Source organism: Lactobacillus sp. ESL1191 (assembly GCF_058504435.1).
This window is the reverse complement of sequence record NZ_CP196365.1, coordinates 1,380,317-1,404,750: the sequence shown is the minus strand read 5'-3', so window position 1 is coordinate 1,404,750 and position 24,434 is coordinate 1,380,317. Positions and strand designations below refer to the sequence as shown.

General features: G+C 42.7%; 26 protein-coding genes and 1 pseudogene. 21 read left to right on the top strand and 6 right to left on the bottom strand.

The window, feature by feature from the left end; translation table 11 throughout:
- The first annotated feature begins 79 nt into the window (after positions 1–79).
- On the top strand, positions 80–376 hold the full coding sequence (locus ACSYSN_RS07030) for a bacteriocin immunity family protein (protein ID WP_491712126.1): 297 nt from the start codon (positions 80–82) through the stop codon (positions 374–376).
- A gap of 460 nt (positions 377–836) precedes the next feature.
- On the opposite strand, the gene ACSYSN_RS07025 is transcribed toward ACSYSN_RS07030, so the two are convergent.
- The gene (locus tag ACSYSN_RS07025; RefSeq protein ID WP_491712125.1) at positions 837–1,124 is read right to left on the bottom strand and encodes a bacteriocin immunity family protein; all 288 of its coding nucleotides are present in this window, start codon (positions 1,122–1,124) and stop codon (positions 837–839) included.
- Positions 1,125–1,607: 483 nt separating this feature from the next.
- On the opposite strand from ACSYSN_RS07025, the gene ACSYSN_RS07020 reads away from it, so the two are divergent.
- The gene (locus ACSYSN_RS07020; RefSeq protein WP_491712124.1) at positions 1,608–2,000 is read left to right on the top strand and encodes a hypothetical protein; all 393 of its coding nucleotides are present in this window, start codon (positions 1,608–1,610) and stop codon (positions 1,998–2,000) included.
- Positions 2,001–2,192: 192 nt separating this feature from the next.
- Entirely contained in the window at positions 2,193–2,318 is a 126-nt protein-coding gene (locus tag ACSYSN_RS07015; protein ID WP_491712123.1) for a hypothetical protein, read from the top strand.
- Between the two features lie 200 nt (positions 2,319–2,518).
- On the opposite strand, the gene ACSYSN_RS07010 is transcribed toward ACSYSN_RS07015, so the two are convergent.
- From ACSYSN_RS07010 to ACSYSN_RS07000, 3 genes and pseudogenes are all read right to left on the bottom strand, one after another.
- The gene (locus tag ACSYSN_RS07010; protein ID WP_223902397.1) at positions 2,519–2,599 is read right to left on the bottom strand and encodes a putative holin-like toxin; all 81 of its coding nucleotides are present in this window, start codon (positions 2,597–2,599) and stop codon (positions 2,519–2,521) included.
- Between the two features lie 294 nt (positions 2,600–2,893).
- Positions 2,894–3,169: a hypothetical protein gene (locus ACSYSN_RS07005; RefSeq protein WP_491712122.1), complete on the bottom strand. Its 276-nt coding sequence runs from the start codon at positions 3,167–3,169 to the stop codon at positions 2,894–2,896.
- A 304-nt stretch (positions 3,170–3,473) separates the two neighbouring features.
- Positions 3,474–3,591: pseudogene (locus ACSYSN_RS07000) on the bottom strand (IS30 family transposase); the annotation flags it as partial.
- Between the two features lie 246 nt (positions 3,592–3,837).
- On the opposite strand from ACSYSN_RS07000, the gene ACSYSN_RS06995 reads away from it, so the two are divergent.
- On the top strand, positions 3,838–4,497 hold the full coding sequence (locus tag ACSYSN_RS06995; protein ID WP_491712121.1) for a hypothetical protein: 660 nt from the start codon (positions 3,838–3,840) through the stop codon (positions 4,495–4,497).
- A gap of 11 nt (positions 4,498–4,508) precedes the next feature.
- The gene (locus tag ACSYSN_RS06990) at positions 4,509–4,886 is read left to right on the top strand and encodes a hypothetical protein (RefSeq protein ID WP_491712120.1); all 378 of its coding nucleotides are present in this window, start codon (positions 4,509–4,511) and stop codon (positions 4,884–4,886) included.
- A 595-nt stretch (positions 4,887–5,481) separates the two neighbouring features.
- Here the strand turns inward: ACSYSN_RS06990 and ACSYSN_RS06985 are convergent.
- The gene (locus ACSYSN_RS06985; RefSeq protein ID WP_491712919.1) at positions 5,482–6,837 is read right to left on the bottom strand and encodes a threonine/serine exporter family protein; all 1,356 of its coding nucleotides are present in this window, start codon (positions 6,835–6,837) and stop codon (positions 5,482–5,484) included.
- Between the two features lie 166 nt (positions 6,838–7,003).
- On the opposite strand from ACSYSN_RS06985, the gene ACSYSN_RS06980 reads away from it, so the two are divergent.
- The 15 genes from ACSYSN_RS06980 to ACSYSN_RS06910 all read left to right on the top strand — a co-directional run bounded on the left by ACSYSN_RS06980 (position 7,004) and on the right by ACSYSN_RS06910 (position 23,435).
- Positions 7,004–7,762, top strand: coding sequence for a DeoR/GlpR family DNA-binding transcription regulator (locus ACSYSN_RS06980; RefSeq protein WP_317637308.1), 759 nt, complete (start codon positions 7,004–7,006; stop codon positions 7,760–7,762).
- Positions 7,759–8,673 carry a 1-phosphofructokinase gene (gene pfkB, locus ACSYSN_RS06975; protein ID WP_491712119.1) on the top strand — a complete coding sequence of 305 codons (915 nt, stop codon included), beginning with the start codon at positions 7,759–7,761 and terminating at the stop codon, positions 8,671–8,673. Before ACSYSN_RS06980 ends, pfkB begins: the two co-directional genes overlap by 4 nt.
- 15 nt (positions 8,674–8,688) lie before the next feature.
- Positions 8,689–10,638, top strand: a complete 1,950-nt coding sequence (locus ACSYSN_RS06970; protein ID WP_491712118.1) for a PTS fructose transporter subunit IIABC — start codon at positions 8,689–8,691, stop codon at positions 10,636–10,638.
- A gap of 249 nt (positions 10,639–10,887) precedes the next feature.
- A complete protein-coding gene (locus ACSYSN_RS06965) occupies positions 10,888–12,588 on the top strand; it encodes a LytS/YhcK type 5TM receptor domain-containing protein (RefSeq protein WP_491712918.1) in 1,701 nt (566 codons plus the stop codon).
- A 12-nt stretch (positions 12,589–12,600) separates the two neighbouring features.
- Positions 12,601–13,332, top strand: coding sequence for a LytR/AlgR family response regulator transcription factor (locus ACSYSN_RS06960; protein ID WP_491712117.1), 732 nt, complete (start codon positions 12,601–12,603; stop codon positions 13,330–13,332).
- Positions 13,333–13,502: 170 nt separating this feature from the next.
- On the top strand, positions 13,503–13,943 hold the full coding sequence (locus tag ACSYSN_RS06955) for a CidA/LrgA family protein (protein ID WP_491712116.1): 441 nt from the start codon (positions 13,503–13,505) through the stop codon (positions 13,941–13,943).
- Entirely contained in the window at positions 13,943–14,668 is a 726-nt protein-coding gene (locus ACSYSN_RS06950) for an LrgB family protein (protein WP_317637303.1), read from the top strand. Before ACSYSN_RS06955 ends, ACSYSN_RS06950 begins: the two co-directional genes overlap by 1 nt.
- A 283-nt stretch (positions 14,669–14,951) precedes the next feature.
- Entirely contained in the window at positions 14,952–15,833 is an 882-nt protein-coding gene (locus ACSYSN_RS06945; protein ID WP_491712115.1) for a metal ABC transporter solute-binding protein, Zn/Mn family, read from the top strand.
- Positions 15,834–15,852: 19 nt separating this feature from the next.
- Complete coding sequence (locus tag ACSYSN_RS06940; RefSeq protein WP_491712114.1) at positions 15,853–17,034, top strand: SLAP domain-containing protein; 1,182 nt, start codon at positions 15,853–15,855, stop codon at positions 17,032–17,034.
- Between the two features lie 47 nt (positions 17,035–17,081).
- Positions 17,082–17,702 (top strand): metal ABC transporter ATP-binding protein, encoded by a 621-nt coding sequence (locus tag ACSYSN_RS06935; protein ID WP_491712917.1) that lies wholly within the window; start codon positions 17,082–17,084, stop codon positions 17,700–17,702.
- The gene (locus tag ACSYSN_RS06930; protein WP_491712113.1) at positions 17,702–18,499 is read left to right on the top strand and encodes a metal ABC transporter permease; all 798 of its coding nucleotides are present in this window, start codon (positions 17,702–17,704) and stop codon (positions 18,497–18,499) included. The genes ACSYSN_RS06935 and ACSYSN_RS06930 overlap by 1 nt, the downstream gene beginning before the upstream one ends.
- Positions 18,500–18,668: 169 nt before the next feature.
- Positions 18,669–19,898, top strand: coding sequence for an alpha-hydroxy-acid oxidizing protein (locus tag ACSYSN_RS06925; protein WP_317637299.1), 1,230 nt, complete (start codon positions 18,669–18,671; stop codon positions 19,896–19,898).
- Positions 19,899–20,059: 161 nt separating this feature from the next.
- Positions 20,060–21,538: an ABC transporter substrate-binding protein/permease gene (locus ACSYSN_RS06920; RefSeq protein ID WP_317637298.1), complete on the top strand. Its 1,479-nt coding sequence runs from the start codon at positions 20,060–20,062 to the stop codon at positions 21,536–21,538.
- On the top strand, positions 21,531–22,277 hold the full coding sequence (locus ACSYSN_RS06915) for an amino acid ABC transporter ATP-binding protein (protein ID WP_491712112.1): 747 nt from the start codon (positions 21,531–21,533) through the stop codon (positions 22,275–22,277). The genes ACSYSN_RS06920 and ACSYSN_RS06915 overlap by 8 nt, the downstream gene beginning before the upstream one ends.
- A 15-nt stretch (positions 22,278–22,292) precedes the next feature.
- Positions 22,293–23,435 (top strand): ArgE/DapE family deacylase, encoded by a 1,143-nt coding sequence (locus ACSYSN_RS06910; RefSeq protein WP_491712111.1) that lies wholly within the window; start codon positions 22,293–22,295, stop codon positions 23,433–23,435.
- Positions 23,436–23,500: 65 nt separating this feature from the next.
- On the opposite strand, the gene ACSYSN_RS06905 is transcribed toward ACSYSN_RS06910, so the two are convergent.
- Entirely contained in the window at positions 23,501–23,776 is a 276-nt protein-coding gene (locus tag ACSYSN_RS06905; RefSeq protein WP_491712110.1) for a DUF2087 domain-containing protein, read from the bottom strand.
- A 241-nt stretch (positions 23,777–24,017) separates the two neighbouring features.
- Between ACSYSN_RS06905 and ACSYSN_RS06900 the strand changes: the two genes are divergently transcribed.
- A complete protein-coding gene (locus tag ACSYSN_RS06900) occupies positions 24,018–24,374 on the top strand; it encodes an ATP-binding cassette domain-containing protein (protein WP_491712109.1) in 357 nt (118 codons plus the stop codon).
- The last annotated feature ends 60 nt before the right edge of the window (positions 24,375–24,434 follow it).

Here is a 24,434-nt window from a genome sequence, read left to right as displayed (position 1 = left end):
AGTAGCATATTGTTTAGTTGACTATTTGCTAAGGCTTGACTTTATGCGGTGTTGACAGTGATAAATAAAGGTGTTTACGATGAAACAAGAAAGACCAGAGCAGATTTTGCTAACGGAAATTGATTCTTGTCTGCAAAGCCCTATTACAGCAGCAGAAAAGAAGCTATTTCTTAATACAAAAAAGCGCTTAGAAAAAAGAGCATATTTTCCTGCTATAGTTAATTCTCTCAAGATGGAACTAACTCCGCTTGCTATTCGACAAGAACTGTCTGATGGTGGAAGAAAGATTTATCGATTATTACTTGATCCACAATTCCCTGCGAATAAGGGATTGGGCATGGGAATAGCGACAATCTTTGGTGGACACGTAGGCTAGGTATTATCAGCTTTTTATTGTGTGCCATGTAGTTTGCAATTGATGAAGCATGATATTAAAGACCGAGCGTCCGGGAAAAGTGCGCTTTAATTTAAACTAAAAAATTCCACAATTTGAACAGACTGACAAGTAAACGTTTGTTAATGTGATTTGTCAGTCTTTTTGTTTAGTTTAGAAAAGCAATTTGGCCGTCATGTTTTATTCTACAAGAACTTGAACTTTTGTTATGAAGAAATCATTGTCCGGGCTACCCAATAAAAGTAATAGACCATATGCAGTAATAGGGCAAAAAACTACATTTATCAAAGAAAATATTATTTAGCTTTAAAATTAAGTTAAAAAAAGGAGTATCAACCCGATATGCTATAAAAAGAGCAGCAGCTATTGCCACTACTATTTGAGTGTAAATAAAATGGAATCTGGTTTTATTTGCAGGTACACGCTAAATCACTTAACAAATTTATCCACCGAAGAGTGACATTATTCCTATCCCAAATCTACGTTTCCCAGGAAATTTGGGGTCAAGTAATAACCGATAAATTTTTCTACCACCATCAGACAATTCTTGACGAATAGCTAATGGAGTTAGTGCATTTTGAAGAGAACTTACTATAGCAGAAAGATATTTTTTCTTTTCCAAGTCTCTTTTGGCTAAAAGAAAAATTCTCTTTTCTTCTGCTGAAATAGGTTCCTGAAGACAAGCATTAATTTCAGCTAATAATACAGTTTCTGGTTTCTGTCTTTTCACTAGTAGTACCTCTTGCTTTTGATGATGATATTGTATTACTACCAAATCCAAACCCGCCTGCCGAAACCATGATACATGATACTTAAAAATTGTTTTTTCTATTCGTTTTTGTAGACTCCATGATTCCATGACAATAATTGAGAATATTATACTGTGTGTTTTATTAAAAGCAAACGCAATAATTTATTTCTTAATATAATTTTAACTATAAGCACAATTAGGATTTTACTTAAACAAAATAATGCGGTCGCTAACTATATTAATATTCATTAGGGCACAGCAAACTTAGCGAAACTTTAACCACTGTGAAATTCTTCAGATTAGCCTGAAATGGATTATTTTGTTCCCGAAAAACGACAAATTTTATATTTTTTTGTTTGTAAGTAAGACACATTTGCTTATAAAAAGTGAAAATTAATTTACTTAATATTAAATATATAATAAAATAATGAAATATCAGTGCTTTAAATGGTGAAGGAAAATATGAAAAAGAATACCTACAAGATCATTACTTATATTTTGGGCGCACTACTTATCATTACCCTATTTTTTCTGTTTGATGCAACAAAAAATCCACCAAGTATTATGGGATCTTTTTCTAATATAACAGCTTCTAATAAAATAACTCAGCCAGATAGGGTAGATATTACTTTTGCAGTGCAACAAGAAAACGCCTACCGAATTTATTTCCAATCCAGGGAGTTTGACCGTGGAATCTATAAAAAATCTGCGGATAATGCATATGTATTGAAACCTAAAACTGGAGCTAATGGCATGTTGATAATTACAAATAAAAAGTCATACTTATATTATCCTAAATTGAAAGAGAAAGTAATAGTTGTTGAACAAACTAATGCATTAAACACACAAAACTAACACTTGATGAAGAATAAGATTGTACTAGGTTAAACTGGTCCAGTCTTTTTCTACGCAAAATCAAGTAATATTAATAAATAATTTAACTTTTATGTTTAAAATTGTGTGGATTATCGCCAAGTTTTAGCTATTCTTTAGTTTAGCTGCCCTCTTTATGGACGCAAGCTTAAATTCAATAAAGACAGCCCGCAATTGCAACGCGCCTTTAAACTTTACCAAAGTGGTATGACTGATACTGCCGTCAGCAAGGTAACTGGAATTAATCGGATAACATTTAAGCGGTATAGAGAAAAACTAGGAATAACCCGATTAACTTAATCAAGAACTTGATCAAGTTCTTGTGCAAAATCAGTTTAATCATGCTAGAATATAACTATAGAGAAAAAGAAGCCTTGTAAAACAAGACTTCTTCTCTGAACTTCAAGCAGCCGCTTTAAAGGCGGTTGACTAAGTTACTGATTAATCAAAAAGACCAATCCCATAACCTGTCAGAGTTATTGTTGGGACGGTCTTTTTGTTTATCTGTGCTTGTCGATATACGTCAACAAGACAATAATAAACGAGGCAAATGCCAGCGCTAATTCTAGCGCATGGTACACACTCACCGACTGCACACCTTCCTAAAAGATTTCGTGCCATAGGCACCCTCTCCTTTCAAGTGAAACAGCCAACCGCCCTCAAAACAATTTGCTATCAATTCAAACCCCATTATAGCAAATATTACCTTATTCCTAAATAACATCAGCGCTTCAGCTTCAAGCATAGCAGCGGGGGTTTAACTTAAAATTGCAATTTTCGTTTTTCCTTTAGTCGAAAAATAATCAACTATTAGATGTGACCTAGCGTTAGTTATTTGGGCCTTAATTAATTCAAAAAAACGTGTACATAATCATTTACCACTCAATTATTCCTAATGCTATAAACCAAATGAGTGCAATTATAACGCCATTTCTTTGTTGTCTTTTTATTCTCACGTTTTCAGTCTCTGCCTTATTAGCATTAATGTCCCCAATTAAACTTGCAAACAACATACTTATTTCCCAGATTATAAGACTTATAAAAGATCTCATGCTATGCTCGAGAAGTAATGCCTGTAAAGGAAAAAGAAAGAAAATACAATTTACACAAGTGGTTTGATAATTATCATATAATTTTTTAAATAGTTTCATAATAAGTATCTCCTTAATATATTAACCCTAGCAAATATAATCCTTAGCTTTATTCATAAGACCACCATAAACGCCACCAAATATGGCCCCAGCCTGTGGAGCACCGCAGCTATACCACCAATAGTAAATGCAGCTCCTAGAAAAATCGCCTGCGAATCCAATTGCAGTCTTACACAGCTTTTTATTCTTCTTTTTTCTTAAGAGCGGATTTTCATAAGAAAAATCTTCTCGAAAATTGCAATTTTAAGTTGAACACCTTACTTGATATGATAGATGCAATCTAATCTTCTTTCATATACTTCATCGGGTGCGCGTAGTAGACCAACGTCTGCGCTGCTTGTTCTAACTGAGTCAAATCCGCAAATTCAGAACCTGTCCGTGGTAATGGTCTTAAAGACTTCGTTCCAGTGTTCTTGGTATTGGCTGGCGCAAGATTTGGATAATCACGCGGTCTTGCAAAGCAAGATGTTGGCCCTTTTGGTAATTACATTCTATCAAAGAAGTCCAATGGACTTTTTTTATTTTCTAATCAGGGCAAGTGTTCAACTTCATTCTACAATTTACCGTAAGAATTAGGATACGAATGTTCATAAAAAAGATTGACGTAATATTAAATATATAATAATATAATAAAAATATAATTAATTTAAATGAAAGGATAATTAATTATGAAAACACCATCAAAAGTCGTATTAAAGTCAACGGTAGTTTTATTATTATCATTAATTACTATGAGCGTATCACAGCGAGTATCTGCAGATGAGATTTTGGCCTCAGATAATAACGGTTTCAGTTATGTTGAAAATCTCGGCTTAAATAATGGGTTGTCTAGCACAGGAAACTCGTATTATGAAGTTCCAGAAGAAATTGTAGACAAAGAATTGAAACAACAAGTTAATGAACTTGTTACAAATAATACAAGCAAAACTAGAATACCCGATTATGTAAATATTACTTCAAAAGTAGTTCAAACTAAATATGTTACTGGTGGAGGATACGCTGGTGGTCAGCCCTATGGAGGAACTAGATTTCCTACCGGAGGAGGATTTTACTGGTCAGAAAATGGAGGTCCCACTATTAGTATTGGGGGAGGATTTGCAGGATTTAGTATTTCATTTAGCCTAGGGAATATTGGACATTCAGGCTATGTTATCTTTGTTCCTAATAGAAAACAGCATTTCAAATTATATATTTCTAAAACTTTTAAAACCCAAAAAATAGCTGTATACGGTCATCCTTATGGACATCAAAATGGACCAAGACAGTTTCTATACTATGGTTACATCAGAGCTTTGAAATCTACTTCTAAATCTGCTAAAGCAGTTTAATCAAGGATAACATGAAAAATAATATCTACAAGATCATTACTTATATTTTGGGTGCACTACTTATCATTACCCTATTTTTCTTGTTTGATGCAACAAAAAATCCACCAAGTATTATGGGAGCCTTTTCTAATAATACAGCTCTATCAAATAATGTAAATATTGGTTTTGCATATAAGCAAACCAATGACTATCGAATTTATTTCCAAGGCAGGGAGTTTGACCGTGGAATCTATAAAAAATCTGCGGATAATGCATATGTATTGAAACCTAAAACTGGAGCTAATGGCATGTTGATAATTACAAATAAAAAGTCATACTTGTATTATCCTAAATTGAAAGAGAAAGTAATAGTTGTTGAACAAACTACTGCATTAAACACACAAAACTAACACTTGATGAAGAATAAGATTGTACTAGGTTAAACTGGTCCGGTCTTTTTCTACGCAAAATCAAGTAATATTAATAATTAATTTAACTTTTATGTTTATAATTGTGTGGATTATCGCCAAATTTTAGCTATTCTTTAGTTTAGCTGTCTTCTTTATGGCCGCAAGCCTAAATTCGATAAGGACAGCTCGCAATTGCAACACGCATTTAAGCGGTATAGCTTCAAGCATAGCAGCGGGGTTTACTTCATTTATTTAATAAAAGATTTATTATTCAAAAATTGCAATTTTTGACTATGAATTAAAGTAAAAGAAAGCTCAGAAGTGCCCCCTAACGGCTGAACTAAATCAGCTATAACCCCCCAAATCCTATTAATAGATATCAAAGTGTTCCATAAATAGTTCGACATTAAGTTGGCTATTAGGAGCACTTTTTTTATGACTAAAATTATCTATCACGCCACAACAAAAGACTTAGATGAGTTATTTGAATATTTTTGGGATTTATTGGAAAGCACTCTTTCTTCATAATGTCTACTTTTGTCAGTCTTCTGCTTAACTCGTTTTGCAGGTGGCTATTTGGTTGACATTAGATCGTTTAATCCGCATGCCGCCACTTGGCGTCGGTCAAGATGCGGGCTGTTAATAAGCCAATTGGCAAAGCTGTGATAATCATCAAGGCGTTCATAATCCAGTAGGCACCGACATTAATGTTGGTGACACCGAAGTTGAAGACGGCGCGGTACATGTAAAGCCCGGGTACCATGATGACAATTGCGGGCACCGTAATGGCAATGCGGGGAAAGCCTACCCGGTCGCGGAAGAAGCTGGCGATGAGGCCGGCTAAGAGGGCACCGATAAAGGCGGCTAAGGCAGCCGGCAGGTGGTTGAAGTCAACTAGGCTCAGGCGCAAGGTGTTGGACAGAGCACCGATGAGAGCGGCAACAGTTGCCATTGCTGGTCTGGCGTTGAACATGATGGAAAAGCCAAAAACCCCGCAGAAGCTTGCAAGTAACCGCGAGCTGGTCAATAGTGCAGGACTCAGGTCTAGCTTGGGCATTGCACCGGGAGATAGCTTGAACATCGTTGCTGTTCCCCAGCCAACCATTGTCGCAATCATGACAATTAACACTGCGTAGGCTAACCGCTCCAGTCCGGATCGCATGTCTAGTTTGGACATGTCGAGGCCAGAGGTAATAAAGGGAAAACCCGGAATGACATAGAGCATGGCACCCAGATACCCGTAAGCGTGGTTGTGGTCCCAAGCCCAAACTGCCTCGCCCAGTCTGAAGCACAAGAAGTAAATGGCACAAGATACGGCCACGCCAACCGCAATTTTCGCAACCAGGGTGATTTTGTGCTTGCCCATTAACATGCGGATGTAGTTACCGGCAGTGGCCCCGCAGAAGGTGCAGGCCATTTCGATTATTCCGCCCCCTAGCAGGAAGATGAAGGCCGCACAGGCTAGGCCAGCACTCAAGGCAGAGACAGCGAGTGGGTAGCTCCGGGTATGGCGCTCAATTTGGTTAAGTTGGTGGTGGACCGTACCAATAGTTAGGGTATCAATGTCGCGTTCAAACCGGCGGACAAAGTTTTCAAGTTCATTTAACTTGTTCATGTTGACATCGGTTGTTGGCAGCGACAGCGTTTGCGAATAGGACAGATTGTCAACGTCAAAGCAAGTGTATTCAATGGTAACTAAGCCAATATCGGCAGAGCAAGTAATGTCTAGAGCGCGAGCAGCCGTGTTCATCGAATCACGCACGCGCCAAGCACCTGTACCGCATTCTAGTAGCATAATTCCAATGCGGCCGACCAGCGAGCCTTTTTCAACTAACGTTGTATCCTTAATGGGGGTCTCGTCGGGGCTTTTGTAGAAATCTTTCCAGTGAATTTTCATATGATGTCTGGTAGAGATATGGTGTCTTATTTCTTTTGCTTTAGTTTCGTCCATTGCCAACTGCGGCGACCTTTCTTGATAGATATAGCATTTCTCATTTTACCACAAAGAAAAAAGGCCGTATTAAACAAGTTTCTTGAAATCTTTTGAATTTTTTTGCACAAAAATGATTGATTTTTGCTAGCGAACAGACTAAAATATTCAAGGAGGTGAGGATGACATGTTAACGCCAGAACGGCAAAAACTAATCGAAAACTACGTTAACCAGCATGAATTGTGCCGGGTCAGTGACTTGTGTACCATTGCTGCGACATCGGAATCAACCATTCGTCGCGATCTGATTCAGATGGAGAAGAAGGGGCAGTTGAAGCGGATCCATGGTGGGGCTCAGTCCGTCAAGAACTTCACGCATGACGTTTCTCAGCATATTCGCTTCACCATGAACCATGATGAAAAGATTCGAATTGCTCGGTATGCAGTCCAACAATACGTGCATGAGGATGACTATATCTTCATTGATGCGGGTACGACTGCCTATGAAATGGTGCCGTTCTTAGCAACCATGCAGGGCGTGACAGTTGTAACTAATGGACTTGAAACCGCACTGGGTGCGCTTAATCATGGCATTAATACGATGCTTCTGGGCGGCCAAATCAAGGAAGATACTCATGCCGTAGTTGGCCAATTTGCACTTGAGCAGCTGCAGGGCATGAACTTTGCAGCCAGTTTTGTCGGAGCTAACGGCATCGATTACCAGGGCGACTTGACTACGCCTGATCCCGAAGAAGCCGCAATCAAAAAATTAGAAATTGCTCGTTCCAACCATACTTATGTGTTAACTGATGCTTCCAAGCTGGGTGAGCGCAATTTTGCCGTTTTTGGTAATGTCAGTCAGGTCACCGTGATCACGACCGCGCTTGCTGCGCGGCAGAAGGACTTGCTGCCCGCTGAGGCAGATTTGAAGGAGGTAATAGATTGATCTATACAGTTACTGTGAATCCAGCCTTGGATTATGTTATTCAGATTGACCAGGTCGATCGTGGCAGCGTCAACCGCAGTGGTGATTGTGCCTTTCTAGCTGGGGGCAAGGGGATTAATGTTTCCCGCATTCTTAACCAGCTAGATACGGATAACACTGCTTGGGGCTTTGTGGGCGGCTTTACGGGCAAGGAATTAGTCCGCCAGCTCAACCAGTACCACATTGTCAATGACTTTGTGAAGATTTCTGATCCCACCCGGGTCAATGTTAAGGTCCACGCTCAAGAAGAAACAGAAATTAATGCTGCCGGCCCCAATATCACCAACCAAGAAATAACCGCCTTTAAGGCACGGTTAGCTGATTTACAAAAAGGCGATGTAGTCGTTATGAGTGGTTCGCTGGCTCCTAGTCTGCCAGCTGACTTTTACAAGCAGCTACTGCCGGAAATCAAGGCCGCAGGTTCTGAGTTTGTGGTTGATACAACAGGCCAGGCCTTGCTTGATACGTTGGCTTACCAGCCCTTAGTTATTAAACCCAACCATCATGAACTCGCCGATCTTTTCCAAACAACTTTTGAAACAGACGCAGAAATGCTGGCAGCAGCGCGCAAATTGCTTGAGCGCGGCGCTCAGAATGTCTTGGTTTCGATGGCTGGGCAGGGCGGCTATCTGGTCACTAAAGAGCAGATTTATCATGCCAAGGCCGCAATTGGTACCGTCGTTAATTCGGTTGGAGCTGGAGATTCAATGACCGCCGGATTTGTGGGTACATACAGGCAAACTGGTGATCCAGCTGCAAGTTTTCGGATGGGGATGGCCTGTGGCGCCGCCACTGCCTTTACGCAAGATATTGCAGTAAAGGGTCAGATTGAGGCGGTTTTACCCCAGATAAAAGTAGAAAAAATTTCGTAGATAAGAGGGATGGAAATGAAAATTAGAGATATTTTAGCTCCTGAATCCATGATTATGTCGTTGCAGGCGACCGACAAGGAAGAGGCCATTAAGGAAATGGCCGCTTTAGAGGTCAAGACCGGCATTGTTAATGATGAAGAGGAGTTTATCAAGTCAATCTGGGCCCGTGAAAACGAGTCAACTACGGGCATCGGTGATGGCATTGCCATGCCACATGCGCGTAATAAGGCGATTAACAAGGCCCGGGTCCTCTTTGCCAAAAGTGCCAAGGGGATTGACTATAATGCCCTTGATGGTCAGCCGGTTTATTTATTCTTCATGATTACAGCCCCAGATGGTGCTGATAATACGCACTTACAAGCCTTGGCTAAGCTTTCGGGGTTGCTGATTGATCCTGAGCTAGTTAAAGCTCTGAAGCAGGCTCAGACACCAGAAGAAGTAATTCAGCTTTTTGAAGATGCGGAGCAAAAGAGTGATGCTGCTAAACAGGCAGAAAAGGCGCAGGCAGCCAGCTCAACGGGCGCAGGTGAAGAGCGTCCACTAATTGTCGGAGTAACCGCATGTATCAATGGTATTGCCCACACCTACATGGCTCAAGAGGCCTTGATCAAGGCGGGGAAGGAGCGCGGCGTTGATGTCCGCATTGAAACCAATGGTTCAGAAGGCGTCAAAGACAAGTTAACTGCTGATGAGATTAAGCGGGCCCAAGGTGTAGTCATCGCCTCTGATAAGAAGGTCGACATGCCCCGCTTTGATGGTAAGCCACTGGTCACGCGGCCGGTAGTTGATGGTATTAACAAGCCAGATGAACTGATTAGCAAAATCTTGGATGATGAGGCCAGCGTCTACCACTCTGATAGTCAAGCGACCCAAGCAGGTGATGAGACCAAAAAAGGTGTCTGGGGTTCAATCTACCAAAACTTGATGAATGGTGTATCCCACATGTTACCGTTTGTTATCGGTGGTGGGATCCTCATGGCAATTTCTTTCATCGTGGAGAACTATGCTGGTGGACCTAAGTCGCCTGCCTTCATTTTCCTGAACAATGCTGGTAATATGGCTTTCGCCTTTATGGTGCCGATTCTCTCCGGTTATATTGCCGAATCAATCGGAGACCTGCCGGCTCTGATGCCCGGTTTTGTGGGCGGCTTCATGGCTACGGTCTATACCGGAGCTTACGGCGGGGTATACGTTGCTAACGTCTTGACCAATGCCAAATCGCCTGCTGGCTTCCTTGGTGGTCTTGCTTCCGGTTTTATTGCTGGTTACTTAGTAGTTGGCTTGAAGAAGCTGTTTGCTAAGCTGCCGAAGTCGCTTGAGGGGATGAAGCCGATGCTTATCTACCCAATCTTGAGCCTGCTCCTGATTGCCCTCATCATGTACTACATTGTCAATCCAGTCTTTAGCTCAATCAACTTTGCAATTTCTAACTTCCTAAACCAAATGGGTACGGGTAACTTAGTAGTCTTGACCACAATTCTAGCTGCCATGATGTCCATTGATATGGGTGGACCTTTCAACAAGGCTGCCTATGTCTTTGCTTCTGGTGCCTTTGCCAACGATCCGCATTCAACTGTTGCGGCTGTCATGATGGCTGCTGTGATGGTCGGTGGCATGGTGCCACCGTTTGCGACCGCCATTTCGACTGCCTTCTTTAAGAATAAGTACACGGAAGATGAGCGCCGTGCTGGTGTCAGCAACTGGATTTTAGGCTTCTCCTTCATTACTGAAGGTGCCATTCCCTTTGCAGCTGCCGATGCTGGTCACGTTTTACCGTCCTGTATTTTTGGTTCCGCTGTTGGTGGTGCTTTAGTAGGATTGTGGCGGATAGGAGTTCCTGCACCGCATGGTGGTCTGTGGGTTTCACCGCTTTCCAACCACATTGTGCTTTACTTCCTAGCTACCATTATTGGCTCAATAATTGCCGGGGTAATTTTGGGTCTGTGGAAGAAGCCTATTGAATAAGTAATAGGGTAAGATAATAAAACAGTTTATGGTAAATGACCATAAACTGTTTTTTTGCGGGATAAAGTTAAGCAGCTAATTGGGTCAATTAAGACCCTAATTTTTGCAGTTGAATGCTGATTATCAACATCGGGTATAATAGTATGGAATACTTATATGTTAAAAAGGGCTTAGTCCAACATCAAGCAGAAAATGGAGATTATTGTGTTTAACCTATTTATTTTGCTGGCCGAGCGGCTGGGGATCATCATGGTCCTGGCTTTTTTGCTAGTCAACATGCGCTTTTTCAGGGACCTAATTGAAGAACGAACACTCAAATCACAGACTTGGTTATTTGTAATCTTCTCTTTGTTTGTTGTTGTTGCTAACCTGGCCGGGGTTGAGATCTCTAGTTCTAAGGAAATCATCGCACCGCTGATTGTTACCGGCATGCCGCAGTCTGATTCGATTGCCAACACCCGGGTGCTGGTTATTACAACGGCTAGTCTGACTGCAGGACCCTATGTGGGGATGCTGGTTGGTTTAGTGGGTGGTCTGCACCGGGTCATTTTTGGGGGCTTTTCTGATTACTTTTACATTGTTAGTTCAGTCTTGATTGGCTACTTAGTCGGTGTTTGGGGCGATCGGGTGAAGAAGAACAACTTATACCCGTCGACTCTCTGGGTGGCAATTTTGTCTCTATTGGCGGAGCTGATTCAGATGGCTTTTATTTTTGCTTTCCGGGGGTTTGGATTAATTAAGTTAATCTTTGTTCCGATGATTCTGTTGAATACGATTGGTTCGAGCCTATTTATTGAAATTTTGAGAACTTACTTGTCTAATGAACGACAGCTGCGCGCTGTCCAAACCAAGGATGTCTTGGAATTAACCAACAAGACCCTGCCATACTTTCGCCATGGCCTTGACCTCGATTCGGCCGCGCATGTTTGCCAGATTATTAAGGAGTACACCAACTTTGATGCGGTCGGTCTGACGGATCGGGTCAATGTGCTGGCCCATGTCGGCGCGGGCCAGGATCATCATATTGCTAATGAACCCGTAATTACCGACCTGTCGAAGACGGTGATTTCAGCAGGTAAGGAAAAGCGAGCTTATACGAAGGCAGAGATTGGCTGCCCCCACCAGGATTGCCCCTTAACTTCAGCAATTGTTTGTCCCCTGCAGGTAAATAAAAAAACCATTGGGGCGCTCAAGTTATACTTCTGCGAGGAAAGAAAAATGACGGTGGTCGAGGAAAACTTGGTCCGCGGCCTGGCCATGATTTTTTCAGGCCAACTGGCGATTGGCATTGCGGAGCAGCAGACCAGCTTGGTCAACGAAGCCGAGATCAGAGCCTTACAGGTGCAGATTAACCCCCACTTTTTCTTCAATGCCATCAACACGATTGGGGCGTTGATGCGGGTTGATGTTGACAAGGCCCATGAGGCCCTGATGGAGCTTAGTACCTTTTTTAGGTCAAGTCTTAAGAATGGGCAGTCAAAGGAAATCACGCTGGAACAGGAAAAACGCTATGTAAGTTCCTACACGGGCATTGAGAGTTTGCGCTTTCCTAATAAGTTCACGGTGGACTACCGGATTGATGTGCCAGAAACGACTTTGATACCATCCTTTTGCTTGCAAATCTTTGTCGAGAATGCGATTAAGCATGCCTTTAAAGGTAGGAAAACCGGTAATAAGATTGTTATTAACTTGTGTAGTAGGAATCAAAACCTGGAAATTACGGTTAGTGATAATGGTAGCGGCATTGAGCCCCCAATTCTAAAACGCTTAGGCCAAGAGACCATAAACGAATCGCAGGGCAGTGGAACCGCCCTCTATAACCTTAATCGCCGGCTCAAGGGTTTGTACGGTACTAGCAGTAAACTCCAAATCACGACCGGTCCCACCGGTACTTCTTTTAGGACAGAGATTCCCTTAAAACAGGCCAAAAGCAAGAGCAAAGAAAGCTAGAAGGAAACTAAGATGAGGATTTTAGTGGTTGATGACGAGCCGCTAGCGCGGACCGAACTATCGTATCTAATTAAAAAAAGTCCGAGCTTGCAAAAGCAGACAGTTAAAATTTACCAGGCAGAAGATATTAGAGAAGCCCAGACCGCTTTGCTTAAACATCAGATTGACCTGATGTTTTTGGATATCTCGTTAAATGAAGAGAATGGGTTCGAACTTGCAGACGAGCTAAAACAGTTGTCTTACTTACCGATGATTGTATTTGCGACGGCCTACGATGAGTATGCAGTTAAGGCCTTTGACGTTGGTGCACTTGATTATGTCCTAAAGCCCTTTGAACAGGAACGGATTGACCAGGCGCTTGCCAAGGCGGTCAGCACGCTGTCAGCGAAGCAGGGACCGGCCCAAGATAACGCCGAAAGTGAAGTGCTAAGTATTGAACTTGAGGATCGGAATGTGATTATCAAAAAGCTCGATGTGGTAACTGCAACAGTTAACAATGGGGTGTTAACAATTTCTACTGCTAAGCAAAAGTATGAAAGCAGAAAAACTTTAGCTTGGCTCAAGGCACGGTTGACTGATTCGCGCTTCCTACAGGTTCACCGCAACGCCGTGGTTAACATTGAAGACATCAAGGAGATTCAACCCTGGTTCAACCATACTCTTTTGTTAATTATGAGTAATACAGAAAAGATTCAGGTGGGCCGTTCATACCGCAAAGATTTGAATGAACGCTTAGGGATGTAGTATATAACTGGAAAATCTTGAGTCTGAAGATTGACTTGTGAAATTGCTTGGGTGCAGTTCACAGGTCTTTTTTGGTTGTTCACGGCTTAACCGCTTACAAAAAGCAAGTTTTCGCTTATCTTATTACTTGAAAGCAAGGAAGATGTAATTAAGAAAGGAAATGAGTTTTTATGGAAAAGGAAAAGGAAAAAACAAAGTCGGCACCGATTTTAGTTCAGATGTTGATTTACGCTGCAATTTTATTTATAGCCCAAATGCTGTCTGACTTGATGCCCAAATCATTTCCAGTACCGACACCGGTAATTGGGTTGGTTCTGCTTTATGTTTTATTGACAATTCATGTTGTTAAAGTAGAATGGGTCGATTCCTTTGGTAGTGCATTAATTTCGCTAATTGGCTTTATGTTTGTACCATCAGGAATATCGCTGGCGGCTAACTTAAAGATTATGAGAGAGCAGGGCCTGCAACTGGTTATTGTAGTGATAGCTTCAACGGTTATTTTGTTAGTCGTTGTGGCATATACAACTCGCTTCTTTAGCTGGCTCGTTAGCAAGGTGACGAATAATCAACTTGATGTTGCTGACCAGAAAAAAGTGGAGGATGTTAAATGATGAAATTCCTAGCTACACCTTTGTTTGGTGTTTTCCTGTCATTAGTTGTTTTTCTAATTGGTCAATGGCTATTCAAAAAATCTAAAGGCTTTTTTCTCTTCCAACCGCTCTTTGTAGGCATGGTCTTAGGAATTGCAGTGTTGATTGTCCTGGCCAAGTTCTTGGGGACGACAACCGCTGAAGTCTATACCAAAGCTTATAAACCGGGCGGCGATATCATTTTCTGGTTTATTACACCAGCCACAATTGCTTTCGCTGTACCATTATATAAGCGTAATGATGTTGTTAAGAAAAATTGGCTCGTCATTTTGTTAGGTTTAGTCTGCGGGACGTTTATTTCAATGGTACTAATTACATTAGTTGCCAAGGCGGTTGGCCTTGATAGTGTCGGGATTAAGTCGATGCTTAGCCAGTCAGCCACCACTGCTGTAGCCATGCCACTTACCCAGTCAATTGGCGGCAATCCGTCAGTAACGGCCATGGCATGTATTCTCAATGCGGTAGTTATCTATGCCTTGGGTAAGCAGTTGGTTAAGTGGTTCAATTTGAATCGTGATCCCCTCGGCGCTGGCCTCGGCCTTGGTGCTGCAGGTCACACGATTGGCTCAGCTTTTGCTTTGGAAATGGGCTCGACGCAAGGCGCCATGGCAGCTGTAGCAGTTGTTGCAACGGCTTTAGTCGATAATATGTTGGTTCCAATCTTTGCCCATCTGATTGGATTGTAGTTTATTTTTTAGCAGTTATTATTTATTAACATTTACTTACACTAAAGGCGTGCGGCTTGACCGCGCGCTTTTTAGTTTGGCTAAAAATTAGTGGCGCCCAATAATGTGAGAACTATTAGTAGTTTCATTTACTATTTGTAAGTAAGGATACTTTATTGTATAATAGTTACTAATTGTAAGTGAGCACCACTTACTGATTAAACTACCAAGCTGACAATCAAAATAACCCAGTAACCAGATACAATGTCAGAAGTGATTTTTGAAGAAAGAAGAGAGAACAGATATGAAAAAGAATAGTAAAATTTTAGCTTTTATTGCAATTCTTAGCTTGCTCCTGCTAACCCTAACGGCGTGTTCGCAAAAGCCTCAAAAAGATAGTAAAATATCAATTATGACGACGACGAATGTTTACGCTGATATTGCCCAAAATGTGGTGGGAAAGTATGGTACTGCTAAGGCAGTGATCAAGAATCCAGCGGCCGATCCGCATGATTTTGAACCGACCACCAATGATGCCAAGGAATTATCAAATGCTGATATCGTTGTTGCCAATGGCTTAGGTTATGATAATTGGATGAACAAGTTGGCTTCATCGGTTAACAAGAAACCCTTGTTAGTTGGTGAAGACCTGATGGGGCTGAAAAAGGGCGCTAATCCGCATATTTGGTTTAATTTAGCGATGCCAGAAAAGTATGTTAACTACTTGGTCAAAAGATTGAGTAAGAAGGATCCCCAGCATGCTGATGCATACCGCGCTAATGGGCGTAAGTATTTGAGCAAAATTGCTGGCATCCAAAAAACGGCCAGTCAGATTGACGGCCGCGATAGCAAACTCGTTTACGTGAGCGAACCGGTCTTTGACTATGCTTTAGAGGCTGCTCACTTAAAGGTGGGCAACCAAGACTTTGAAAAGGCAATCCAAAATGAAACGGATCCGAGTCCGGCTGTTGTGCAGGAAATGACGAATGGTATCAAGAAGCGGCGCATTGCCTTTATGGTACTTAACTCGCAGACCTCTAGTTCAACCGTCAATAACTTTGTCAAGCAAGCTAAAAAGCAGAATTTACCAATCTTAAAGGTCCGGGAAACGATTCCTAATAATACGACCTACCTGGATTGGATGACCGCCAATTATCAAAAGCTAGCAAAAGTTGTGAATAATTGACTTAGATGAGGAAGAAAAAATGAAAAAGATAATTGCAGCCATGGCATTGGCTACGGGGCTTATTGTGCCAGTCCAAACCGCAAGCGAAGCAGTAGAAGTTCATGCCAGTACCATTAACGATACAGCCAAGCAAAATTCATTCAGTGGCGTGACCGACCTAGAGCAAATGCTCAAACAGGAAGGGATTCAGTACAACAGTTTTACAGCTAAAAACAAGATAAACTACCGTTATGGTAAACCTGAAGGGGTGGTTATCCATGAAACTGCAACCCCTGGAGCAAGCGCCCATTCAGAAGCAATTTACTTTAACCGGGAGTGGATGAATATTTATTCATACGTCCATGCCTTTGTTGACCACACCGGCGTTATCCAAATGACCACGCCTGATTACGGTGTCTGGGGAGCTGGCCCCAATGCTAATAACCGTTTTGTCCAGGTCGAATTGTGCCAAGAAAATAACCAGGCTGACTTTGCCAAGAGCATTAATAATGATGCCATTTACGTGGCGCAAATCATGCGCAAGTACAACTTGGTGCCTGATAACGCAGTTCATGACGGCAAAGGGACAGTTTGGTCCCACCATGCTGTTTCTAATTTTTTAGGTGGTACTGACCATACCGATCCGGATGGTTACTTTGCTAAATGGGGATATTCAATGGATGAGTTTTATGATCTCATCAAATATTACTATGACCAGCAAGGGTCTTCGGGTAGTACTGATGGGGATTCTGCTAATAAGCAGCCAGAAAAACCTACTAAGCCAGTTGCGCCAAGTAAGCCGTCCGTGCCCGCTAATAAGCCGACTACGCCAAGTAAGCCAGCACTACCTACTCCTATTGCCACTAGAACTTTAATGCACAATGCGAAAGTTTATGATGCAAGTGGTACAGCTGCTGATCTGCCAACCAAAAAAGCTGGTAGCAGCCTAACCACTTATGGTAATAAGACTATCAAGGGTAAGAAGTACATGCAGATTGGGGTAGATCAATACGTCGTTGCCAGCAACGTTGAAGGCAAGCTGCAGTCTCTGACTCATAATGCTTTTGTCTATGATAGGAAGGGCTGGCGGGTTAACACCCCTAAGTTATATCGCGGCAACTACCTTAGAATATATGGTGGCCGCGTTAAAATCAAAGGTCGCTGGTATTACCAAATCAATGTCAACCAATTTGTCAAAGTTGGTAATTTTAGCCGCTATTAGTAAGGAGTTAGGTCTTGTCTGATATTTTAAAAGTTAATAATCTTGCAATGAGGTTTGAGAAAAAGAGGGTTTTCTCCAATCTGAATTTTAAACTCAAAAAAGGTTCAATGACTGCACTTTTGGGTCCTAATGGGGCTGGGAAAACAACCTTAATCAATATTTTAATGGGGATGTTAGTGCCAACAACCGGAACTTTTAAGTTTGCTGATGATCTGCGTTTAGGCTATGTGCCTCAGTTCCGTAATATTGATTCCGAATATCCGCTATCGATTGAAGCCTTTGTTGGTCTGAATGCCCCCTTGTTAAAAACGGCTACGGTGAAGCAGACGATTAAGAAGCAACTTGCAGAGACTAACTTGGAAATGATAAAAAAAACGCGCATGGGTGAGGCGTCTGGTGGACAGAAGCAACGGGCTTATCTAGCTCAGGCTCTGCTCGACCAGCCTAACATGATTATTCTAGATGAAGCTACTGCCAGTCTTGACCCGATAGCCAAGGACGAATTGATGCAGCTGATTAGCCACCTGAATGAGCAACACAAAATAACCGTTCTGTTTGTAACCCACGACGTACCCTTGGCGCGCAAGTATATGACAGATTACCTTTATCTTAACCATGGCAAAATCGAACAAGGTGAAATGGCACAATTCGAGGAGGCCTATGAATAATGTTTGCATTCGATTTTATGCGCAATGCCTTTTTGGCAAGTACTTTTATCGCGATTACTTGTGGTACCGTTGGAGTATATGTAGTTGCACGTAACTTTAGTTTTTTAGCCCATACTTTGTCTGAAATCGGTTTTGCTGGTGCAGCTTTTGCTGTCTGGCTTGGCATTAGCCCACTTTGGGGGATGCTGTTGTTTACTCTTTTAGGTTCGGTTAGTGTTGGCGAACTATCCCTGCACAGCGACCAAAAAGAATCATCAATTAGTGCAATTTCAGCGCTCTTTATTGGACTGGGTGTCTTATTCTTAGCCATCTCAGGAGCCAATAGCAATTATGCCACCAATATTTTATTTGGTAGCATTATCGGAGTCGACCAGCAGGGCGTAATTCAACTGGTTGTTTTATCGGTAATTGTCTTATTGATGATACTGCTTTTACAGCGCCCGTTAAACTTTGATTCCTTTGACCATACCGGTGCCCTGGCGCATGGTGTCAAAACTGGCATGGTTAGCGTAGTCTTCTTAATTGCACTGGCTATGTCGGTTTCAATCGGCGCCCAAATTGTGGGGTCACTCCTGGTGTTCATCTTACTGACTTTACCACCAGCAACTGCTAGTTACATTGGTAAGACTGTGCCGTCGATGATTAGCTGGTCAGTTACACTGGCTTTAATAGGGGTATGGCTGGGTCTCTACCTCGGCTTTCTTACCAATCTGCCTGTTACTTTTTTTATTGCAGTAATCGAAGTTGTGGTATATCTTGTTACTTACTTCACTCATCTGATTAAACATAAGTTGTAGATAATACAACTAAATTATCGGTCACATTTATAAGTTTGTGAAAAATAGCACAGCATTAAGGCTGATATTTAAACAATCTTTTAACTTTTTCACTAACTATTGTAAGCAGTTTCATGTATAATAAGAGTATAGCTATAAAATATACTAAACAATCAAAGGAGTCTTTAAAATGACAGCATATTACAATGGTTTTCCCCAGAGTGATAAAGATGAAAAGATCGACATGATTAACCTCGATGAACTTGAGGAACGTGCCAAGGAAGTTATGCCAGAAGGTGCGTATTACTACATTGCTTCTGGTTCAGAGAATGAATGGACCTGGCGGAATAATACTACTGCTTTTAACCATTTTCAAATTGTCCCGCGCGCTTTAACTAATATGGATAATCCCCAGCTTGATACTGAATTCATGGGGATGAAGTTGAAAACGCCGGTAATGATTTCGCCAATTGCCTGCCACGGTATTGCTCACAAGGATGCCGAAGTTGCTACTCAGAAAGGTGCTGCAGCTGCTGGTGCATTATTTGCTTCTAGTACCTATGGTAACAAGAGTGTTGAAGATATTGCTGCAGCAGCACCAGATGCACCGCGCTTCTTCCAACTTTACCTCAGTAAGGATTGGAAGTTCAATCAGATGGTCTTTGATGCAATCAAGCAGGCTGGTTATAAAGGCATCTTCTTAACGGTGGATGCGCTGGTTTCAGGTTTTCGTGAGGCTAACCTGAGAACCCAGTTTGCCTTCCCAGTGCCATTAGATTTCTTTACCCGCTACCAGGGTGCTAAAGGAGAGGGTCAGACCGTTGCGGAAATGTACGCTTCATCTGCCCAGAAGATTGGTCCAGAAGATGTTCGCCGGATTAAGGAAATGTCTGGCTTACCAGTCTTTGTTAAAGGTGTAGTTTGTGCTGAAGATGCCTACCTGGCAATGGGCTGTGGTGCTGATGGGATCTACGTTACCAACCACGGTGGACGTGAAGTTGATAGTGGCCCAGCTACCATTGACATGTTGCCAGAAATCGCTCAGGCGGTTAACCACCGGGTACCGATTATCTTCGATTCAGGTGTTCGCCGCGGATCACACGTCTTCAAGGCCTTGGCTCTTGGCGCTGATATAGTTGGTGTTGGTCGACCATACCTCTATGGTCTAGCTCTAGGTGGTCCTAAGGGTGTTCAATCAGTTATTGAACAACTGAATACTGAACTCTTAATTGATATGCAGCTGACCGGCTGCAAGACGGTGGAAGATATCAAGCATGCCAAGATTGCTCATATCAACTACACTGCTGATAACTTGAAGTCTAATACAGATCCTTCAAGAATTAAGCCTTATCCTGTAACTGCCGAGAACCAGATGAAGGATGATGACTCGGATGCCGTATCAGGAGCCTCACACTCTTAAAAGTAATTAATAAAAAAATAAGAAATGCTCTGCGATTATTAGTTCAGTAGTGAATAAGCAGAGCATTTTTTCTGTCTTTTTTAATAATAAAGCAAAAAGAGCATTGTTATTTTATTTTTATATTATTATAATTATCGTAATACATACGCGGAGGGAAAATTATGAAAAAATCTTGGAAATGGCTGGCCGGTATCCTAGCCTTAATGATGCTGCTTGCTTTATTGCCCCAATCATCAGAGCCGGTGCAAGCTGCACCAGCACCAAGAGACAACTACCTAAAAAAAGTTAAGCAGAAGGGTGAGTTGGTCATGGGTACCAGCCCAGACTTTCCGCCTTACGAATTTGTGCAAAATATTGATGGTAAGTCCAAAGTTGTGGGCATGGACGTTGAGATTGGCCGCAAGATTGCTCGCGACCTTGGAGTCAAGCTGATTGTCCGCACAATGGATTTTGACTCCCTGCTCGTGGCTTTAGAAACCGGCAAGATTGACATGGTCATTTCGGGTATGTCGGCTACGCCTAAGCGCGCCAAGAGTGTGGCCTTTAGTGAGGCATACTACAAGAGCGGTCAAGATTTGTTAATTCGGACCACCGACAAAGACAAGTACCATGACTATCGGTCTTTTGTTGGGCAAGCGATCGGTGCGCAGACCGGCAGTTTGCAAGCTACTTTAATTAAAGAACAGGCTAAGAAGACTAAACTGAAGACGATGGACAAGGATAGTGATCTGATTCTTGGACTTAAGACGAATAAGTTTGATGCGGTGGCAGTAGATACGGCCACTGCCAGTGCCTTTGTCAAGAATACGGACGGCATCACGGCGATTCGCTCCGGTTTCAAGGTTGACTCCAACGGATCAGCGATTGCCTTTCACAAGGGGGCGCAGAGTCTGGTTAAGGCAGCCAACAAGTCGATTGCTGAAATTAAACAGCAAAATTTAATCAACAAGCAATACCTACCACAGGCGGGCAAATATTTGGCCGACAGCAAGTCTAAGACGTCCAACTCCATGTGGGCCTATAAAGACTTCTTCATTGCTGGAGTGGGCTACACCCTCTTTATTTCGGCCATTGCGGTTTTCTTTGGCTTCTTGTTAGGCGCCTTATTGGCACTGATGCGGCTCAGTCATAATCACTTGATTCATGCTGTCGCAACGGCCTACATTGAATTTGTTCGAGGCACACCACTCATGGTGCAACTGCTCTTTATTTATTTTGGCTTGGGTCTGCTAGTTAACATTCCGGCGTTACTCTCGGGAATTATTGCAGTAGCGCTCAATTCTGCGGCTTATGTGGCTGAAGTCATTCGGTCGGGGATTAATTCAATTGCGAAGGGGCAGACTGAAGCGGCGCGTTCACTTGGCCTATCGCGAAAAAAGACCATGCGTTACGTCATTATGCCGCAGGCTATGAAAAATATTTGGCCAGCTTTAGGCAATGAGTTTGTTTCACTAATCAAAGAAAGTTCAATTGTCTCGGTCATCGGAGTCACGGATCTAATTTATCAATCACGAGTTGTCCAGGCTGATACTTACCGCGGGGTAATGCCACTGGTAATTACGATGGTGCTCTACTTTATTATTACATTTAGCTTATCTACTCTGATGAAACACTTTGAAAGGAAAATGGACCATGACTAAGAAGGCAGTTATAGAAGTTGAACACCTGACCAAGACCTTTGGTAAGAATGATGTTCTAAAAGATATTAGTGCAACCGTGAATGAAGGTCAGGTCATTTGCCTGGTGGGACCATCAGGAGCTGGTAAGAGTACTTTTTTACGGTGCTTAAACATGTTGGACCAGCCTTCGACGGGGCATGTTTTATTTGAAGGAACTGATTTAACCGCTTTGAGCGAAGACCAACTTGACCAATTACGCGAAAAAATGGGGATGGTCTTTCAGCAATTCAACTTATTCCCGCATATGAACATTATCGAAAATATTAAATTGGCTCCTTTGAAGGTGAAGAATAGCAGTGATGACGAGGCAACAACTAAGGGGAAGGAGCTGCTAGCGCAAGTAGGTCTGAGTGATAAGGCGCAGGAGTTTCCAGCCAGTTTGTCTGGTGGCCAACAGCAACGGGTAGCAATTGCCCGGGCCCTTGCGATGGATCCGGAAGTGATGCTTTTTGATGAACCCACTAGTGCGCTTGACCCCGAAATGGTTGGCGAAGTTCTTAAGGTAATGCAGGATTTGGCCCACAAGGGGATGACGATGGTGGTCGTTACACATGAGATGGGCTTTGCCAAGAGTGTGGCCGATGAGGTCTGGTTCATGGCGGATGGTTATATTCAGGAGCAGGCGAGCCCGCGGGACTTTTTTGAGCGGCCCCAGACGGAACGAGCACAAGACTTTTTGGCTAAGATATTGGAAGCATAGGAAAGAGGCAGGACAGTGGAACAAGAGCGTGCGGTAAAAATACTGACTGACTTGATTGGAATTGAGTCGGCTAATGACCATGAAAGTCTGGTGGCCGACTACCTGAGCGACTTATTTAAAGGGTATCCCGTCAAGCTAGAACGGGTAACCTATGCCCCAGGGCGCGACAACTTGGTTGTCACAATGGGTGAACAAGGACCCTTGTTGGGTTTTTCGGGCCATGAAGACGTAGTTGCGGCAGGTGATTTAGCTAGTTGGCGAACGCCACCCTTTAGCCCTACTATCAAAGACGGCCAACTCTTTGGCCGCGGGACTAGTGACATGAAGTCAGGCCTGGCCGCGATGGTAGTTGGGATGTTGGACCTCTTGGATAGTAAGCAGCCTTTGCCGGGGCGGATTCGCCTGTTAGCCTCAGTTGGTGAAGAAACGGGTGAGTACGGCGCAGCTCAACTGGTCAAGGAAGGCTACGCCAGTGATTTAGACGGTCTGGTAATTGGTGAGCCATCGCATTTCAACATTCGCGTGACTCATAAAGGTGTGATTGATTACTATGTAACTTCTAAGGGAGTTTGTGTTCACTCCTCAACTCCAGATAAGGGTCAGAATGCCATTATGCCACTTATGGATTTTGCGTTGAGGGCCCAGGAACTGATGGACAGTCATAAGAAGCAGGATCCCGTTCTAGGCTCCTTGACTCATGTAATCAGCCAGATTCACGGCGGTGACCAGATTAATTCGGTGCCAGCCAGTGCGTGGTTGTCCGGCAATATCAGGACAACGCCGGTCTATGACAACGAGCAGATCTATACTGAACTGGCAGAACTGATTGCTGACCTTAATGATCAAGGAGCTCAGCTAGCAATTCGCTATAGTTTTCCAGAGGTGCCGCTCCCTGACCAGTCAGCCACTAAGTTGGCCCAGCTTGCCCAAGAAGTAGTTCGCCAGGATGTGGGGCGGCCATGTGAACTTACCGCTGGCACTGGTGCAACTGATGCTTCTGAATATGTTCAAGCAGGTGCCTTTCCCATTATTATTCTGGGTCCTGCTGCAGGGACAACGGATCATGAACCCAATGAATTCGTAGCTATTGCTGATTATCTGGCTGGCTGCATGCTTTACCAGAAGTTAGCACTGCGCTTCTGGCAGGAATATGCTTAAACATCAAAAAACTAAAAAAGGGAATATACTGTTTAACATGGTATATTCCCTTTTTTGCTTTGAAATCAGCTGTTGGTAGAAGCCATATTTAGCCAATACTGGCTGCCGTCAGCAGTTCTACTTAAGAAATGATATTCAATTAGGTCACGTCGTCTGGTTACGTAATCTGCAATCAATGGCATCAAAATGGCGTTAACTTCCTGTTCTGAATACTTCGTGTTCGGTTCAAATTTAGAGGCCAGATAAGCCAAGACCAGTAGCCGCTTCTTGGCCTTGCCGGGCCAAGCCTTCACTCTACCGTTAGAGTCTAAATAGCGCTCTAGTAGTTGGTTAGTGTTCATCAACTTCGCCGTCCTTTCGTGGTCAGATATCAGTTTAGCAAAAATATATTAATACTTGTAAATAGGTTGAAGATAAGCTTAATTTAGCTATTGCATAATGCCATTATAACCCGGAATAGTTATCAGTTAAACTGTAAAAGCGTTTACATAGACTGTGAGCTACTGTATAGTTGAGTTAATAAAGGAAAAATAATAGTTAGCTCTGATCGAGAATCCGGGCTTTTTGGAATATGAGTCGGCCATGACCAACCTGCAATTCCTAGCTAACCTTAACCACCGCTTCAATGAGGACCGGGTCTGCGAATTGCTGGCGCACTTTGAGCTTGATCCAGATGATACGCGGGCGATTGCTAACTATTCCGTTGGGATGCGCCAGAAAGTGGGTATTATCCAAGCTGTGATGGAAGAGCAGAATATTATTCTGTTAGATGAGCCAACTCGAGGCATTGACCATGAGAGTATCGATCAATTTGTTGCTCTCTTGCATGAGTTAAGAGAGCAAAATAAGACAGTGATTGTGGCTAGCCATGATGATATTAGCGCAATTGACTATGACCGGCGCCTGAAGCTACATGACGGAATTATTAGTGATGAATAAGAAGTTCTCTTACTAGGCTTATGCGGTAATAACAGCATTATTACTGGTCTTGGCCCGGCA

Excerpts from the sequence above, each read along its gene's own strand:
- ACSYSN_RS06985 (WP_491712919.1), bottom strand. The coding sequence starts at position 6,837 with ATGGACGAAACTAAAGCAAAAGAAATAAGACACCATATCTCTACCAGA.
- ACSYSN_RS06915 (WP_491712112.1), top strand. The coding sequence starts at position 21,531 with ATGACTAAGAAGGCAGTTATAGAAGTTGAACACCTGACCAAGACCTTT.
- ACSYSN_RS07005 (WP_491712122.1), bottom strand. The coding sequence starts at position 3,169 with ATGAAACTATTTAAAAAATTATATGATAATTATCAAACCACTTGTGTA.
- ACSYSN_RS06965 (WP_491712918.1), top strand. The coding sequence starts at position 10,888 with ATGGTCCTGGCTTTTTTGCTAGTCAACATGCGCTTTTTCAGGGACCTA.
- ACSYSN_RS06930 (WP_491712113.1), top strand. The coding sequence starts at position 17,702 with ATGTTTGCATTCGATTTTATGCGCAATGCCTTTTTGGCAAGTACTTTT.
- ACSYSN_RS06945 (WP_491712115.1), top strand. The coding sequence starts at position 14,952 with ATGAAAAAGAATAGTAAAATTTTAGCTTTTATTGCAATTCTTAGCTTG.
- ACSYSN_RS06905 (WP_491712110.1), bottom strand. The coding sequence starts at position 23,776 with ATGAACACTAACCAACTACTAGAGCGCTATTTAGACTCTAACGGTAGA.
- ACSYSN_RS06900 (WP_491712109.1), top strand. The coding sequence starts at position 24,018 with ATGACCAACCTGCAATTCCTAGCTAACCTTAACCACCGCTTCAATGAG.
- ACSYSN_RS06950 (WP_317637303.1), top strand. The coding sequence starts at position 13,943 with ATGAAATTCCTAGCTACACCTTTGTTTGGTGTTTTCCTGTCATTAGTT.
- ACSYSN_RS06995 (WP_491712121.1), top strand. The coding sequence starts at position 3,838 with ATGAAAACACCATCAAAAGTCGTATTAAAGTCAACGGTAGTTTTATTA.
- ACSYSN_RS06935 (WP_491712917.1), top strand. The coding sequence starts at position 17,082 with ATGAGGTTTGAGAAAAAGAGGGTTTTCTCCAATCTGAATTTTAAACTC.
- ACSYSN_RS06940 (WP_491712114.1), top strand. The coding sequence starts at position 15,853 with ATGAAAAAGATAATTGCAGCCATGGCATTGGCTACGGGGCTTATTGTG.
- ACSYSN_RS06960 (WP_491712117.1), top strand. The coding sequence starts at position 12,601 with ATGAGGATTTTAGTGGTTGATGACGAGCCGCTAGCGCGGACCGAACTA.
- ACSYSN_RS06990 (WP_491712120.1), top strand. The coding sequence starts at position 4,509 with ATGAAAAATAATATCTACAAGATCATTACTTATATTTTGGGTGCACTA.
- ACSYSN_RS07020 (WP_491712124.1), top strand. The coding sequence starts at position 1,608 with ATGAAAAAGAATACCTACAAGATCATTACTTATATTTTGGGCGCACTA.
- ACSYSN_RS07030 (WP_491712126.1), top strand. The coding sequence starts at position 80 with ATGAAACAAGAAAGACCAGAGCAGATTTTGCTAACGGAAATTGATTCT.
- ACSYSN_RS06980 (WP_317637308.1), top strand. The coding sequence starts at position 7,004 with ATGTTAACGCCAGAACGGCAAAAACTAATCGAAAACTACGTTAACCAG.
- ACSYSN_RS06955 (WP_491712116.1), top strand. The coding sequence starts at position 13,503 with ATGGAAAAGGAAAAGGAAAAAACAAAGTCGGCACCGATTTTAGTTCAG.
- ACSYSN_RS06925 (WP_317637299.1), top strand. The coding sequence starts at position 18,669 with ATGACAGCATATTACAATGGTTTTCCCCAGAGTGATAAAGATGAAAAG.
- ACSYSN_RS06970 (WP_491712118.1), top strand. The coding sequence starts at position 8,689 with ATGAAAATTAGAGATATTTTAGCTCCTGAATCCATGATTATGTCGTTG.
- ACSYSN_RS06920 (WP_317637298.1), top strand. The coding sequence starts at position 20,060 with ATGAAAAAATCTTGGAAATGGCTGGCCGGTATCCTAGCCTTAATGATG.